This window comes from Burkholderia pyrrocinia (assembly GCF_001028665.1).
In the GTDB taxonomy this organism is placed as follows: Bacteria; Pseudomonadota; Gammaproteobacteria; order Burkholderiales; family Burkholderiaceae; genus Burkholderia; species Burkholderia pyrrocinia.
On record NZ_CP011505.1, the window covers coordinates 742019 to 757800 of the forward strand.

Sequence of the window (15782 nt, forward strand, 5' to 3'; positions counted from 1 at the left end):
GGACGTCGAAGTCGACGATCGGCATCCCGCCTGTCGTAATTTCGCTTTCAAGGAACACAAGCCAAATGGAAAACCAGGCCATTGCATTCACGGTGGAGAAATACCCGCTCGCGCTTCGGCTGCTTCACTGGGCCAGGGCGATCCTGATCGGCGCGCAGCTGTGGACCGGATGGACCATGGTCCGGCTCGACGACAACCTGCCGGCCAAGTTCGACTGGTACTACCCGACCCACAAGGAGTTCGGCGTACTCACGCTGCTGGTGGTCCTGACGCAACTGGCGATTCGCTCGATGAAGCCGTTGCCGCCGCTGCCGTCGAGCCTGCCGAAGCTGGACCGGAAGCTCGCCAAGATCGCCCACTACCTGCTGTACGCGCTGGCGATCATCGTGCCGCTGATGGGTTACTCGATGTCCAGCACGTATACGCAGAGCGACGGCGTGCCGTTCTTCTTCTTCCGCGTACCCGAGCTGCTGCCGAAGAACGACCACTGGTTCGAGGCATTCCAGTGGCTGCACAAGACGCTGGCCTACACGCTGCTTGCGCTCATCGTCCTGCATATCCTCGCCGCACTGAAACACCGGTTCTTCGACTCGAACCGCGAAAACGACGTATTGCGGCGCATGCTGTAACGCCGCGGCAATACAGGGCCGCGATCCCGGCGACGTTCCGCATGCGGGTCGCTCGACCGCGGCGGTCCGGTTTCTTTCATTTCAAATACTTCGTTTTACTAACTACTGACGGACCGTTTCGAGCGTCCGGCGCGCCCGCACGCCATCGAAAACGGTACCGCACGGCCCTACCGGCCCTCACCTGGAGATCGACGATGAAGAAGATGATTGCGGCCGTATCGGCCGCCGGCGCGATGGGATTCAGCCTGACGGCACACGCGCAGAGTACCGTGACGCTTTACGGGTTGATCGACGAAGGCGTCAATTTCACGAGCAACGCGGGCGGCAGCAAGGCCTACCAGATGGTCAGCGGCGACACCGTCGGCAGCAACTGGGGGCTGAAAGGCACGGAAGACCTCGGCGGCGGGCTGAGGGCGCTGTTCCAGCTCGAGAACGGCTTCAACGCGAGCACGGGTGCAGTCGGCGTGACGTCCAGGATGTTCGGCAGGCAGGCGTACGTCGGGCTCGATTCCGACCGGTTCGGCACGCTCACGTTCGGCCGCCAGTACGATCCCACGCTCGACATGTGGAGCACGTTCACGGCCACCGGAAACTGGCTCGGCGACTTCGGCGCCCACCCGTACGACAACGACAATGCCGACTGGGACTACCGCATCCAGAACAGCGTCAAGTACGTGTCGCCCACGTACGCCGGCTTCAAGGGCGAAGTGCTCTACGGCCTCTCGAACCAGGCGGGCGGCTTTGCCAAAAACCGTGTGTACAGTGCCGCGCTGCAGTACCAGATGGGCGCGTTCTCCGCCGCCGTCGCGTACCTGAAGGCCAACAACGGCGGCGCGACCGCGGGCGGCGCGTTGTCGAGCGACGATACGGTCTTCAGCGGCCGCTCGCAGCAGAACATCGATGCCGGCGCGTCCTACAAGTTCAGCGACAAGCTGACGCTGTCCGCCGCGTATTCGCACGTCGACGTGTATAGCCCCGAATCGAATATCTACTTCGCGAACCAGCCGGCGACGGGCTCGCAGCACGCGTGGAAATTCGACAACTTCGAGGTCAACGGCCAGTATTACTTCCGGCCTGACTTCTGGTTCGGCGCCGCCTATACGTACACGCGCGCGCATGTGGCGACGGCGGCGGGCGATGCATCGCCGAGCTGGCACCAGGTGTCGATGATGCTCGACTACGACCTCAGCAAGCGGACCTCGACCTACATCCAGGGCGCGTACCAGCATGCGACCGGCAACACCGGCACCGACTTCGACTTCGCGCACGTGCTCGGCACCGCCGGGCAGTCGTCGGGCCGCAATCAGCTGGCCTTGCGCGTCGGGATGATGCATCGTTTCTGATGGCAGCAGAACCGGGGCTGGCGCGCGGCGTGCGCGGCAGCCCGTGTTTTCCCATGCCGTCAGAACTGATGCCGCACGCCGACGCGCACCGCAGTCTGCGTCGAGCCGGCCGCCGCCCCGCCGAGCGCGGCTTCGATCTGGGCGCCGTACGCGCTGTCGCGCCCGCGTGCGAACACCGCGTACAGGCCGGTACGCTTCGACAGCGAATAGTCGGCGCTCAGCGTGACCTGATTGGCCGGGCCGACGTCGCCGCCGCGCTGCTGGTACTGGAAACCGCCGCCCAGCTGCAACGACGGCGTGAGCGCATAGGTCAGCCCGGCGTCGTAGGTGGTTGCCCGCAGCGGTGCGGCGGCGCTGATCCGGACGTCCGACACCATGCCGAAGATGCGGAACTGGCCGAGGTTGTAACCGGCCCCGCCCGAGAAGTTGCGAAGATTGCCGCCGGAAGCCACGTCGTGCTGGCCGAAATAAGCGAGCGCGGCGCTGAACGCACCCTGCGTGTAGGACAGCATCGCGCTCTGCACGCTGCTGCGCGCGACCGTGCCGGGAACATTGCCGAACCCCCACATGCCGCCGAACGACAGCCCGCCGAAGGTCGGACTCACGTACTTCACCGCATTGTTCACCTGAACGCCCCACACGCGGTTGTCGAGCGCGCCGCCTGCCGACGCATTGGCAGGCAGTCCCCATGCGAGCAGGCCGGCCGGCGTGTTCGCGCCGACCGCGAAGGCCGGCAGCAGATCGCCGACGAAATCGAACTGGCGCCCGAGCGTCACGGTGCCCCAGTCGCCGCCGAGCCCGACGTACGCTTGCGAGCTGAACGCGGAGCCCGGCACGGTCAGCGCGCCGTCCGACGTCTGGAACTGGCTTTCGAGCCGGAACACGGCAAAATTGGCGCCGCCGAGATCCTCCCTGCCCGTCAGGCCCCACACGTCGTTGCGCGCCACGCCCGCCTGCAGCGCGACCTGACGGCCGCCGCGCGGCGCGGACGCCACGTCGCTCGTATAGGTCACGCCGGTGTCCAGCGAACCGTAGAGCGTCACGCTCGATTGCGCGAACGTCGGTGCAACGGCACCGCAACCGCACAATGCCACCATTCGGAACCACACTTTCATCTTCTTCTCCTCATCAAATTTTCCCGGCCGATGCGCGTGCGAACCGACCGGCATGCAGGCGGCATCGACCCGGCATGATTCGCCGCACTAAAATAGGATTCCATATCGATCAAAGTCGGCACGATCCACCCTGCCGCCGGCGGCCTGCATCCCGCACATTCGTTGACGCGAATCCGGTTGCCGCGTGCGTGACTTAAGTTAGACTACGGCCCTGTCGCCGCCGCTGCCGCATTCGTGCCGCAGCCCCGCTGCCCGAACCGCTGCCGATCTTCCCGTTCCATTGCCGCAAGCCGCCTGAATCCCGGATCACGTCATGTCGAGCCTCACCAAAATGCTGTCCATCCTCGACGTCTTCTCTTCGTCCGCGACGTCGATGACGGCCGAGGAGATCGCCGAACTCATGGGCTTTTCGCGGACCACGTGCTACCGCTACGTGAAGGAACTGGCCTCCGTCGGCCTGCTCGTCAGCAGCAACGGCCGCTATACGCTGGGCCCGCGCATCATCCATCTCGACTACAACATGCGGCAGTCGGACCCGACGCTCACCGCCGCGAAACCCGTGATCCAGAGACTGGTCCAGGTCACCGGCGGCGACGCGCTCGTGTCGACGCTGTTCGACGAGCAGATCATCAACGTGATGCACGAAACCGGCGCCGAGAACCTGCAACTGGGCTTCGGTCGCGGCCGCATCATGCCGCTGTTCCAGGGCGCGTCGTCGAAAGTGATCGTGGCCGCGATGTCGCGCGCGCGCCTGAAACGCCTGCACGAACGGCACAACGCCGAGCTCGGCGAATTCGCGGCCGACTGGACGCGGTTCTGGCGCGCGTGCCAGCAGGTCGCCGACGCGGGATACTGGATCTCGCGCGGCGAGCTCGACGAAGGCTTCGTCGGCATCGCCGCGCCGATTCGCACCGCCAGCAGCGGCGAAATCAACAGCAGCCTGTCGCTGGTCTTTCGCGCCGAACACTTCGCGCTGTTCGACGAGCACGTGCTCGGCAAGCTCCTGATCGACGCCACCGCCCAGATCGGCGCAGCCACCTGAACATTCGCGCGGCGTCGCGAACGACGCCGTGCACACCACACCGTCAATTCAATTCATCTGCGTGATGAATTTGGTGACCAGGTAACCGTCGAACGTCTCCGTGCCTCCCTCGCTGCCGAAGCCGCTGTCCTTCACGCCGCCGAACGGGATCTCCGCCGGCCCCATCCCGAAGTGATTGATGTTGACCATGCCCGCTTCGAGCGCGCGGCCGATCCGGTGCGCGTTGCGCGCCGATGCGGTGAACGCGTACGACGCGAGGCCGAACGGCAAGCGGTTGGCCTCGGCGAGCGCATCGTCGAGTTCGTCGAACGGCACGATCCCGACGATCGGGCCGAACGGCTCGTCGTTCATCAGGCGCGACTCGCGCGCCGGGCCCAGCACGACCGTCGGCGCGAAATAGTGCCCCGGCCCCGGCAAGCGTGTTCCGCCCGCGGCGATCTCCGCGCCTTTCTCCTTTGCATCGGCGACGAATGCGTCGATCTCGGACACGCGTCGCGCATGCGCGAGCGGCCCCATCGTGGTCCCCTCTGCCAGCCCGTAGCCGACGCGGATCGTGCCGACCGCATCGAGATACGCGGCGACGAACCGTTCGAACACCGGGCGTTGCACGAAGAACCGCGTCGGCGATACGCACACCTGCCCGGCATTGCGAAACTTGTACGCGGCCAGCATCGTCGCGGCACGCTCGATGTCCGCGTCCGCGCACACGAGCACCGGCGCATGCCCGCCCAGCTCCATGGTCATGCGCTTCATGTGCGACGCGGCAAGCGCCGCCAGTTGCTTGCCGACCGGCACCGAACCGGTGAACGAGATCTTGCGCACCAGCGGCGACTCGATCAGCCGCGTCGACACGTCGCCCGGCACGCCCCAGACGATATTCAGGCAGCCCGCGGGCAGCCCGGCATCGTGGAAGATGTGCGCAAGCGCGACGATCGCGCTCGGCGATTCCTCGGGCCCTTTCAGCACCAGCGTGCAGCCCGACGCCAGTGCGGCCGCGATCTTGTGCATCGCCTGGCTGAACGGGAAGTTCCACGGCGAGAACGCCGCGCACACGCCGATCGGTTCCCGCAGCACCGTCTGCGCAACGTCCGGGGAACGCGCCGGAATGACGCGGCCGTAAGTGCGACGCCCCTCCTCCGCATGCCATTCGAGCTGTTCGGCGGACGACACGACCTCGGCGATCGCCTCGCGCAGCGGCTTGCCCTGGTCCATCGTGATGTGGCGGCCGATGGCTTCGGCACGCTCGCGCACGAGCGAAGCCGCACGACGCAGGATGTTCGAGCGCGCGAGCGGCGACTCGCGCCGCCATGCCGCGAACGCGCGATGCGCGGCGTGCACCGCGGCGTCGATATCGTCCGGTGTCGCATGCGGCAATTCGCCGAGCACGCGGCCGGTTCCCGGATCGAGAACGGGCTGCGTGCGCCGGCCGTCGGCCTGCAGGAACCGGCCATCGATATACAGGTGGAGCGGCGCGTAATCGCGTTGCGCATCAGGCGCCATGCGGGAAGTCAGCGGCGTGAACGGAATCAAGACGGATACCTCGGTAGAGACTGCACGATGGGCGCGGACGGTGCGACGATCGCATCACGCGGCCTGGCTCGGCGCACGCAACAGGCCGCCGATTTCCTGCCGGAGAATCTGGTTTTCCTGCCGGACGAGCAGATGCCGGACCTTGCCGCGAAACGTCCTGAACTCGGGGTCGGCCATCAGCACGGCGCGGCGCCGGGCGCGATCGTCCAGCGAATCGAACGCCCACAGATAGACGAGCTGGTTCAGCGGCCCGACTTCCGTCGCAAAACAGCCGATCATCGTGCCGAGCGCCTGCTCCTGCGCGGCGCGCCCGCATTCCGCGTACAGCCGCAGATATTCGGCGACGCCGCCCGGCACCAGCGTATAGGTGCGTTGCTCAACAAACATGCGCTTCCTCCGGTTGTCGCGGCGCGAACGCCTGAAAGGCCGCGGTCACGCGGGCCATCCCCACGGCATCCGTCTGCGCTGCCACGTAGCGATCGGGGCGCACCACGACGAGCGGGCCGGCATGCCGGTCGAACCAGTCCGCCAGCGCGTTGTCGACGTCCTCGACGCACGTGCTGCCGTGGGCGCTGGTCACCCGCCGCGCGCGGCCGGTCCCGCTGCGCGAACGGCTGACCTGCACGAACGTCGCGCCCAGCGCCGCCCAGTACGCGCGATCGTCGTCGCTCAGGCACGCCTGCGGATCGCATTGCCAGCCGACGATCGAGAACCACGGGCCCAGCACGTCGTCGAGCTTGCTGCGCACGCCGTCGGCCGTTTCGACGTCGGGCTGCGCGATCATCCTGCCGACTGCGTCGCCCGGCGCCCCCGGCAGCACGACGCCCCGCGTATAGCTCGGCATCGGCTTGAAACGCATCTGCAGGATGTAGTCCTTCAGGCCCGGCGCATACCGCGCGAGCCCGAGGAAACGATCGCGCAGGAACGCGACGAGCCGGTTGGTCGGCATCAGCATCGCGCCGAACGTGTCGGCCAGGTCGATCATCGCCTTCGCATGGTCGCGCCGCTCCGATTCGTAGCTGCCGATCACGCCGGGATGCAATGCGCCGTTGACGACGCCCGCCAGCTTCCACGCGAGATTGCCCACGTCGCGCAAGCCCGCATTCAGGCCCTGGCCGACCCACGGCGGCGTCAGGTGGGCCGCATCGCCGACGAGCGCCACGCGGCCGACCACGAAACGTTCGGCGAGGCGCGAATGGTGCGTATAGGTCCGCGCGCGCACGATCTCGATGCGATCGACGTCGTCGACGTACGGCGCGATCAGCGCGCGGATCGATTCCGGTTGCGCGATCGCCTCTTCGTCCTCGTGCGGGAACACGAGAAACTCCCAGCGCCGGAAATTGAACGGCAGATAGATGCAGACGTTCGGGCGCCGCGGGTCGCAGTTCAGCGCCGTGCACGGCTGGTCGAGCCCGGCGTTCTTCACGTCGACCACGACCCATTTGATCGGATGCGTCGTGCCGGCCAGCTTCACGCCCAGCAGCTCGCGCATCGGGCTGCGCCCGCCGTCGGCCGCCACCACGTAGTCGGCCTCCAGCGCATACTGCTGCCCGTCGGCGCGGCGCACCTGCAACGTGACGCGTTGGTCGTCCTGTTCGACGCCGACCACTTCTTCGCTGGTCCGCAGCGACACGTGCGGATAACGGGCCAGCCCGTCACGCAGCGTGCGCTCGGCCAGTTGCTGCATGAAGATGTTGCGCCGCCACCAGCCGAATTCGCGCATCGACGGGCGGATGTCGGCGAAGCATTCGCCGTTCGCCTTGAACATGCGCAGCGGCACGTTCTGGATGATGTCGCGGCTCAGCTCGTCGGCGAGGCCGGCGGTCTGAAACATCCGCAGCGCTTCGTCGTCGATGCCGACCGCGCGCGGAAACTCGACGATCTGCGGCGCCTTCTCGATGACCGTCGTCGCGACGCCATAGAGGCCGAGCAGGTTCGCCATCGCCGCGCCGTTCGGCCCCGCGCCGACGATCGCGACCGACGTCCGTTCCGGATTGTTCGCTCTCATGCGTCAGCCTCCCGTGCGCCACGCCGGATCGTCGAGACGATCGAGCCACGTGCGCAATGCGTGGTTGAACGCGGCGGGCTGATCGTCATGCACGTAGTGCGTCGCACCGGGAATATCGATCCGGTCGATTCCGGCGTTGGCCGCCGCCATTTCGGCCGCCACTTCCGCGGACAGGAAATCCGATGCGCCGCCGCGCAACAGCAGCGTCGGCACGTGCAGGTTGAGGACCAGCGGCCACAGATGGACGAGTTGCTCCGGCGTCGCGGCCAGCCGCGCCGCCGCAATCCCGTCGGCGTCGTGCCGCCACACGATCCGCCCCTGCGGATCCTCTTTCAGCGAGTGCGCGATGCGCGAATCGAGCGCGGATTCCGCGATGTTCGGCCGCTGGCGTCGCCAGAACGCGCGCGCGTCGTCCCACGACGCGAACGCGTCCGGCGTTTCCTTCAGCTCGCGCTTGATCCGCTCCGAACCCTGCGAACCGGCCGACGCGCCCGGGCCCATGTCCTCGATCACGAGGCCGGCGAGCCGTTCCGGCTGCGCCGCCGCGTAGACGAACGCATTGGCGCCGCCCATCGAATGCCCGACCAGCACGAATCGTTGCAGGCCGAGCGCGCGCACCAGCGCGTCGAGATCGCGCACGTAGGCCGCCGCGTAGTAGTCGCGCCGCGGATCCCAGTCGCTCCAGCCGCGCCCGCGCTGGTCGAGCGCGACGACCCGGTAGCGGTCGACCAGCGCGTCGGCCACGGGCTCCCACGTCTGCGCGTAACTGCGCAAGCCGTGCAGCATCACCACGACCGGCGCATCGTCGCGCCCCCAGCTCACGTAGTGCAGCCGCAGCCCGTCGCTGTCGACCCATCCATCCTTGACGGACGCCGTATTCATCATGTGCTCCCCGGCCCGCATCCGCGCTCAGACCAGGCCGTCGCGGCCGACGATCTCGCTCGCCTTCAGCCCGCCGAGCCGCGCATGCAGGCGGCCGCGCGTCGCGAACGCGAAGATCACCAGCACTTCGTCGTCGTTGGGCGCATCGGGGAACAGGCACGTCACCGTGTCGTAGTGCGAGCGCACGTAGAGCGCATCCTTGTGCGCGAGCGGCACGTCGATCACCGTGTTGACCGGGCCGCGCTTGCCGCTCGACGGCACCCACGACTTGCCGCCGCCCAGCGCCGCACGGATCGGCTCCGCGAAGATCGACGTGAGGAACGCGTTGCCGTGTTCGTACTCGCCGGCCGAGCCGACCAGGCACGCCTTGCCGTAGCTCTCGATCGCGCGGCCCGCGGCGAGTTCCTCGATGCGCCGCGCGAACTCCTTGCCGAGCGCCGGCGACGGACGCACGAGATCGTCGAGGTTTTCGCTGAAGCGCCCCGCGTACGGGTTATGGACGGCCGCGGCGATCACGATCTTGCGCAACGGCTCGCCGTCCGCGAGCTGGCCGGATTCGTTCGCGAGCGAATCCTCGATCTGCGTGTACCACTTGCGGATATGAAAGCCTTCGAAATTTGCGATCTTGCTCATCAGGAATCCTCTATGAAATATCGGTTAAGCGGGAATGAAAGACCGGCGCCTCAGTCGAACAGCGGCTCGAGCTGCACGGGATCGCTGGGCGCGTTGTACCGGTGCAGCACGCGCTTGCCTTCTTCGTCGTCCGTGACGGTTTCGCAGAAGAATTCGAGGCGGTTGCCGTCCGGGTCCGTGAAATACACGCCGATCCCGACCTTGTGATCGGTGATCTTGACGATCGGCACGTGGCGGCGGATCAGCATGCCGTACAGGCGGCGCAATTCGGTCAGGCCGCCGGCGATCTCGAGGCCGTAGTGCTGCAGGCCGATCGTGCCGAGCTCCGCGTCGGACGCCGCGCGAATCAGCGCGATGTCATGGTGCTTCTGGCCGAAGGACATGAACACCCACTGCTCGCCGCGCGCGGTTTCCGTCATGCCGAGCACCTCGGCGTACCAGGTGCTCGAGCCCACGGGATCGCGCACGAACAGCGACAGGTGGGTGCGCTGCACGTGCGGCGTCGGCAGCGGCAGCCCGCTCGCGTTCGCGCGCTCGGCGTGTTGCTGGATATCGGACGGTGTCATCGTTCGCTCCGCTCAATTGGTCGACTGCGCGTGGGCGACGAGCGGCGCTTCGAACGGCGTCCACGCGACGGCCGTGATCTCGCTGAAATCGCGCCATTCCTTGCTCCAGTTCCGGCCGCCGTCGCGCGAACAGAACAGGTGCCCGTACTTGGTGCCCGCATAGACGAGCTCCGGCCGGGCCGCATGGACGCCGAACGCCCAGAACGTGGAATTCGGCGGCGTCTGCAGATCCGTCTCATGCCACGCGTAGCCGCGATCGGTCGAGCGGTAGATGCGGCTGCGGATGCCCGGCGTGCCGTCGCCGATCGCCATCAGCAGGTCGCCTTCCGGCGTCGGCAGCTGCACGACCGTGCGCGTGTAGTACAGCCCGTCGAAGCGATCGCGCGACAGCTTGCCGTCCCACGTCTGGCCGTCGTCGTCGCTCACGTGCACCGCGTTCACGGTCAGCAGCACCGTGGTCTTCGGCCGGTCCGGCGTGGCGGACAGCACCGCGATCGCATGAATGTCGCTGTTGCGGATCGCCGTGCCGGGGCCGTCCACGCGCGTCCAGCTCGCGCCGGCGTCGCGGCTGCGCCATGCGCCGCCCTCCTCCACGCCGTACCAGACGTTGCGGGTGTCGTCCGGATCCACGCAGATCGTCAGCAGCCGCGGGCGATTGACGCCCGAGCAGAACTCGGGGAACTCGGGGGCCGTTCGCTCCCAGGTCACGCCCGCGTCGCTCGACTTGTACAGCGCGGCGCGCGACGGTGCGCCGGTGCCCGCATAGAGCACCGCGGGGTTCGCCGGATCGATCGCGATGGACCAGACCGTCTGCCCGTTCAGCAGGTTCCCGGGCCGAAACCAGTGCGCGCCGCCGTCCTCGCTGATGGACAGGCCCGAATCGGCGCCGGCATAGACGCGCGACGGCGTCGCGGGGTCCACCGCGAGCGCGCGCACGATGCCGTCGAACTCGATCGGCTCGGCGAGCCCGAGGCGATGCCAGGTCTTGCCGTCGTCGTTCGAGCGCAGGATGCCTTGCCCGGCCGTGGCGACCAGTACGGTTGCGGTCATGAAATGCTCCTTGTGTCAGAGAAAAATGCCGCGCGTGAGCCCGCCGTCGCAGCCGATCGACTCGCCGGTGATCGAGCCGGATTTCGGCGACGCGAGAAACGCGACGATCCACCCCATCTCTTCCGGCTGCAGCACGCGCCGGATCGGCGTGACCTTCACGTAGTTCGCCTCGACCTCCGCGGCCGTGAGCCCCTGCTTCTGCGCCTCTTTCTCGTAGAGTTCGTGGATGTGCGGCGTCTCGACGACGCCCGGGTGAATCGTGTTGACCGTGATGCCGAACGGGCCGAGCTGGTCGGACAGCGTCTTGGTCAGGTGCACGATCGCCACGTTGCGCATGCCGGACAGTTGCTTGCTGCCGCGGCCCGTCAGCCCGCCGACATTGACGATCCGGCCGAAGCCGTGGCGCCGCATGTAGGGCGCGGCCGCCTTCGCGCAACGCAGGTAGCCGACCACCTTGATATCGATGTCCTGCAGCAGCCCCTGCGGGTCGGCGTGTTCCAGTTCCGCGCGCACGAGGCCGCCCGGATGCGCGGCGCCGTTCAGCAGGATGTCGAGCCGGCCGAAGCGCTCGACGCTCGCGGCCATCGCCGCTTCGACCGACGCCATGTCGGTCGTGTCCAACGTGACGGGCAGGATTGCGCCGGCCGCGTTGCCCAGCGGCGCGAGCGCCGCGCGAATCTCGGCGGCGGCCGCTTCGAGGTGTTCCATGCGTCGCGCGGCGATCGTGACGTTGACGCCTTCGCGGGCCAGCTCGAGCGCGACCGCCTTGCCGATGCCCATGCTGCCGCCGGTGATGAACGCGGCTTTTCCGTGGAGTTGCAGATCCATAGCGATGAAAGGTGAGAGTCGGGATTGAAGGGGAAAGCGGGTTGCGCGATCAGGACACGCACATTTCGATGAGCCTCGGCCCGTCGGTGTGCGCGAGCGCGTCGTCGAGCGCTTGCGACAGCGCTTGCGCGGTGCGCGCGCGCTCGGCCGGCACGCCGTAGCCGCGCGACAGCGCGAGCCAGTCGATCGGCGGATCGTCCAGCAGCGTCAGGCGGCTGGCGTGCGGCGTGTCGGCCGGCAGGCCGCTGCGCGCGAGCTCGGTCTGCAGGATGCCGTAGCGCCGGTTCGACGCGATCAGCATGACGATCGGCAAACGCTCGCGCGCCATCGTCCACAGCGCCTGGATCGTGTACTGCGCGCTGCCGTCGGACTGCAGCGCGAACACGCGGCGTTCCGGGCACGCGACGGCGGCGCCGAGCGCTACCGGCAAGCCCTGGCCGATCGCGCCGCCCGTATTCGTGAGGATCGTGTGACGGCGCGCGCGCGCCGACGCGGTCACGAACGGATAGCCGCACGTGCCGCCCTCGATCGACACGATCGCGTCGTCGGGCAATGCGTTCGCCAGCACGCGACCGACGGCCTGCGGCGTCAGCGGGCCGTCCTCCACATCCCAACGCTCGACCGGCACGCCGTCGGCGTTCGCCGGCGCGCCGATGCGATCGGCCAGCGCTTCCAGCGCGTCGTCCGCCGCGTCGCCCGGTTCGGCCAGCGTCACGATGTCCTCGGGGCGCGCGAGTTCGCCCGGAATGCCTTCATAGCCGAAGTAGGTGACGGGCGCGAGCGCGCCCGCCAGCACCACGCGCCGGTCGGCCAGCGCGGCCAGCGCCGGCTCGGGGAAATAAGGCAGGCGGTCGATGTCCGGCAGGCCGCCGCCGCGCTCCGCGCGCGCCGGGAAGGTCTCGCTGAAGCAGGTCGCGCCGGTCGCCGCCGCGATGCGCGCCGCCGCGCGCTGCCCGCGGGCCGACATTGCGCAGCCGCCCATCAGCAGCACCGCGCGATGGCCGCTGAGCAGCAGATCGGCGACGCGTTCGACCCGTGCGGGATCGAACGACACCACGGCCGGGCGAACGACGGCGGGCGACGCCGCGTCGCGCACCTTGGCCGACTGGAGATCGACCGGCAGCACGAGGGTCGCGACGCCGCGCTGCGCACCCATCGCGGCCGAAATCGCATCGGCCGTATCGGTTGCGAGATCCGTGTCGCGCGCCACGCTGCGATACCACACCGACACCGGGCGGGCGAGCGACTCGATGTCGGACGTGAGCGGCGCGTCGTACTTCAGGTGGTCGCGCGTGTGATCGCCGACGATGTTCAGGATCGGCGTGCGGGCGCGGCGTGCGTTGTGCAGGTTGGCGACGCCGTTCGCGTGGCCGGGCCCGAGATGCAGCAGCGTCATCGCCGGTTTGCCGGCCATGCGGCCGTAGCCGTCCGCGGCGCCCGTGCAGACGCCCTCGAACAGCCCGAGGATCGAGCGCACGCCCGCCACGGTGTCGAGCGCGCCGACGAACGGCATCTCGGTAGTGCCGGGATTGGCAAAACAGACGTCGACGCCGGCGTCGCGCGCCGTCTCGAGCACGATGCTCGCGCCGCTTCGTGTTCCGGTATCGGTGTCCAACTGTGGGATGTTCATGCGGCCGCTCGACGGTTTGAATGAAGTGGGATTTACTGTAATCCCGATATACGGGATTTGTCAAACCTCAAAAACACCACCGACGGGTCGATTCGATCCACGTTTACCCGATTCGTGTCGTGTATTTCCAGCAACAAACACCGCGCCTCGGCTCTCCACGCCTCGCCCAGGCTTAACTGAATTCCCGCAATTCGGAATTTGCAGGAACCGTCGGCCGCACAAGCGCCTACGGTCGCCGCCCCGTTTCCGGCCGCTTCGCATCGCACGCGGCAGCCGCACTAATTTACGATTGCAAATGCCTCTCATTTGCATTAAATTTCGGCGCGAATGTACTGTTTGGAACACAGACGTCGGCGCGAGGCCATCCGCCCTGCCCGAATGCAGATCACATCAAAGGACGGGGTATGAGCAGGAAGAACTGGGCGGCCGCACCGATGGCCATAGTCGTCGGCACGGCCGGCCTGAGCGCCGCCGATGCGCAGGAGTTGTCGCTGCCCGCCATCGAGGTCTCGGGGCAGCGCACGACCGCGCCGTTTCGCGCACCCGATTCGACGAGCGCGACGCGCACCAAGACGGACGTGATGGAGATTCCGTTCGCGGTCAGCAGCGTCGACGCGAAACTGGCCCAGACCGTCGCCGCGACGCGCGGCGAGGACCTGTACGACTGGGTCGCGGGCGTCGCGCGGCAGAACAACTTCGGCGGGCTGTGGGACAACTATGCGGTGCGCGGATTCGCCGGCGACGGCAACACGTCCGGCACCGACTACCTCGTCAACGGCTTCTCGTGGAACCGCGGGATCAGTGTCCCGCGCGACACCGCCACTCTCGAGCGCATGGAAGTGCTCAAGGGGCCCGCGTCCTCGCTGTACGGCCGCGGCGATCCGGGCGGGCTCATCAGCTACACGACCAAGCAGCCGCAGTTCGCGCGCGCGAACACCATCGGCGTGTCGGCCGGCAGCTACGGCGCGTTGCGCGAGACGCTCGATTCGACCGGCCCCGTCACCAAATCGCTCGCGTACCGCTTCGTCGCGATGAACGAGAACAACGGCAGTTTCCGCGATACGGTGTCGAGCAAACGCTACCTGTTCGCACCGTCGTTCACGTGGGACATCGGCGCGGACACGACGCTCCATTACGAGTTCGAAAGCGTGCGCCAGCGCGCGCCGCTCGATCGCGGCGTGGTGGCGGTCAACGGGCAGCTCGGCGCGATTCCCGCATCGCGCTTCCTCGGCGAGCCGCGCGACGGCGACTACGACGTGCGCAACACGGGCCACCAGTTCACGCTCGAGCATCGCGTCGATGCGAACTGGTCGATCAACGCCGGCTTCGCGCAGCGCGACACCGACCTGTCCGGGCGCTCGTCCGAAGCGTTCGCGCTGCAGCCGGACGGGCGCACGCTGTGGCGCCGCTACCGGCAAGTCGCGTTTCACTCGAACGACCTGCAGGGCCGCGTCGAAACGACCGGCAAGTTCCGCACCGGCGGCATCGGCCACACGCTCGTGATGGGCGTCGATGCGTATCGCTTCAACTACGACCAGTTCGTCGCGCGCTCGACGCCGACCGCCGCCGCGCCGTATGCGATCGACATCTTCGATCCCGTCTACGGCCAGCCGACGCCCGCGCTGCGTACCGCGACCAACCTGCTCGAGCGCGACGACGGGCAAGGCGTCTACGCGCAGGACACGCTGGCGTTCGGACCGCACTGGAAAATCCTCGCCGGGCTGCGCTGGGATCGCTTCCACCAGTCGGTCGAGAACCGCCTGAAGGGCGTGACGACCAGCCAGCTGCAGACCGCGTTGAGTCCGCGCATCGGCGTCGTGTACGAAATGAGCCCCGCGCTGTCGCTGTATGCGAACACCGCGTACTCGTTCCGGCCGAACAACGGCGCCGATGCCGGCGGCCAAGCGTTCGACCCGGAGAAGGGGCACGGCTACGAGGCCGGCGCGAAATGGGCCGGCGCGCGCTGGCTCGCGACGGTCGCGGCGTTCTACGTCAACAAGCGCAACGTGCTGACCGCCGATCCGGCGAATGCCGGCTTCTCGCGCGCGGCCGGCGAGGTGCGCAGCCGCGGCGTCGAATTCGAATGGAACGGCGACCTGGGCCACGGCTTGCGCGGCATCGTCAACTTCGCGTACGTCGATGCCGAGGTCACGCGCGATGCCGTGCTGACGCCCGGCGCGCGTCTCGTCGACATTCCGAAGCTGAGCGGCAGCGCGCTGCTCATGTACGAAACCGCGCTGCCGTTCGCGGACAAGGCCGGCATCGGCACGGGCGTGATCTATGTCGGGCGCCGCGCCGGCAACACGGCGAACACGCAGGACGGTTTCGAGCTGCCCGCCTACGCGACCGTCCAGCTCAACGGCTACGTGCAGGTCAACAAGCACCTGCGCGCGTCGGTCGTGCTGAACAACCTGTTCAATCGCACCACCTACGTCAGCTCGTACAACAGCCTGTGGGTCACGCCGGGCGCGCCGCGCAGCCTGTTCGCGTCGCTCGCCTACACGTTCTAGGTCGAATCGGGCGCCT

Annotated in this window: 14 protein-coding genes; 4 read left to right on the top strand and 10 right to left on the bottom strand. The window is 67.8% G+C overall.

Features of this window, described 5'->3' with window-relative positions:
* Nucleotides 1-65 precede the first annotated feature (65 nt).
* On the top strand, nt 66-629 hold the full coding sequence (locus ABD05_RS33400; protein WP_047904395.1) for a cytochrome b: 564 nt from the start codon (nt 66-68) through the stop codon (nt 627-629).
* 194 nt (nt 630-823) lie between these two features.
* Nucleotides 824-1972 carry a porin gene (locus ABD05_RS33405; protein WP_047904396.1) on the top strand — a complete coding sequence of 383 codons (1149 nt, stop codon included), beginning with the start codon at nt 824-826 and terminating at the stop codon, nt 1970-1972.
* Between the two features lie 59 nt (nt 1973-2031).
* On the opposite strand, the gene ABD05_RS33410 is transcribed toward ABD05_RS33405, so the two are convergent.
* A complete protein-coding gene (locus ABD05_RS33410; protein WP_047904711.1) occupies nt 2032-3087 on the bottom strand; it encodes a porin in 1056 nt (351 codons plus the stop codon).
* A 313-nt stretch (nt 3088-3400) separates the two neighbouring features.
* Between ABD05_RS33410 and ABD05_RS33415 the strand changes: the two genes are divergently transcribed.
* Nucleotides 3401-4129 (top strand): IclR family transcriptional regulator, encoded by a 729-nt coding sequence (locus ABD05_RS33415; RefSeq protein ID WP_047904397.1) that lies wholly within the window; start codon nt 3401-3403, stop codon nt 4127-4129.
* 48 nt (nt 4130-4177) lie between these two features.
* Here ABD05_RS33415 and ABD05_RS33420 read toward each other — a convergent pair whose 3' ends face one another.
* From ABD05_RS33420 to ABD05_RS33460, 9 genes are all read right to left on the bottom strand, one after another.
* Nucleotides 4178-5629 (bottom strand): NAD-dependent succinate-semialdehyde dehydrogenase, encoded by a 1452-nt coding sequence (locus ABD05_RS33420; protein WP_047904398.1) that lies wholly within the window; start codon nt 5627-5629, stop codon nt 4178-4180.
* 84 nt (nt 5630-5713) lie between these two features.
* Nucleotides 5714-6046: an NIPSNAP family protein gene (locus ABD05_RS33425; protein WP_047904399.1), complete on the bottom strand. Its 333-nt coding sequence runs from the start codon at nt 6044-6046 to the stop codon at nt 5714-5716.
* Entirely contained in the window at nt 6036-7667 is a 1632-nt protein-coding gene (locus ABD05_RS33430) for a bifunctional 3-(3-hydroxy-phenyl)propionate/3-hydroxycinnamic acid hydroxylase (RefSeq protein ID WP_047904400.1), read from the bottom strand. Before ABD05_RS33430 ends, ABD05_RS33425 begins: the two co-directional genes overlap by 11 nt.
* Before the next feature lie 3 nt (nt 7668-7670).
* Nucleotides 7671-8549, bottom strand: a complete 879-nt coding sequence (locus tag ABD05_RS33435) for an alpha/beta fold hydrolase (protein WP_175804815.1) — start codon at nt 8547-8549, stop codon at nt 7671-7673.
* Between the two features lie 27 nt (nt 8550-8576).
* Nucleotides 8577-9182, bottom strand: a complete 606-nt coding sequence (locus tag ABD05_RS33440) for an amino acid synthesis family protein (protein ID WP_047904402.1) — start codon at nt 9180-9182, stop codon at nt 8577-8579.
* A gap of 50 nt (nt 9183-9232) precedes the next feature.
* Nucleotides 9233-9748, bottom strand: coding sequence for a VOC family protein (locus ABD05_RS33445; protein ID WP_047904403.1), 516 nt, complete (start codon nt 9746-9748; stop codon nt 9233-9235).
* 12 nt (nt 9749-9760) lie between these two features.
* A complete protein-coding gene (locus ABD05_RS33450) occupies nt 9761-10798 on the bottom strand; it encodes a beta propeller repeat protein (protein WP_047904404.1) in 1038 nt (345 codons plus the stop codon).
* A 15-nt stretch (nt 10799-10813) separates the two neighbouring features.
* Nucleotides 10814-11626: an SDR family NAD(P)-dependent oxidoreductase gene (locus ABD05_RS33455; protein WP_047904405.1), complete on the bottom strand. Its 813-nt coding sequence runs from the start codon at nt 11624-11626 to the stop codon at nt 10814-10816.
* Between the two features lie 49 nt (nt 11627-11675).
* Complete coding sequence (locus ABD05_RS33460; protein ID WP_047904406.1) at nt 11676-13256, bottom strand: acetolactate synthase large subunit; 1581 nt, start codon at nt 13254-13256, stop codon at nt 11676-11678.
* 404 nt (nt 13257-13660) lie between these two features.
* On the opposite strand from ABD05_RS33460, the gene ABD05_RS33465 reads away from it, so the two are divergent.
* On the top strand, nt 13661-15766 hold the full coding sequence (locus ABD05_RS33465; protein ID WP_047904407.1) for a TonB-dependent siderophore receptor: 2106 nt from the start codon (nt 13661-13663) through the stop codon (nt 15764-15766).
* The last annotated feature ends 16 nt before the right edge of the window (nt 15767-15782 follow it).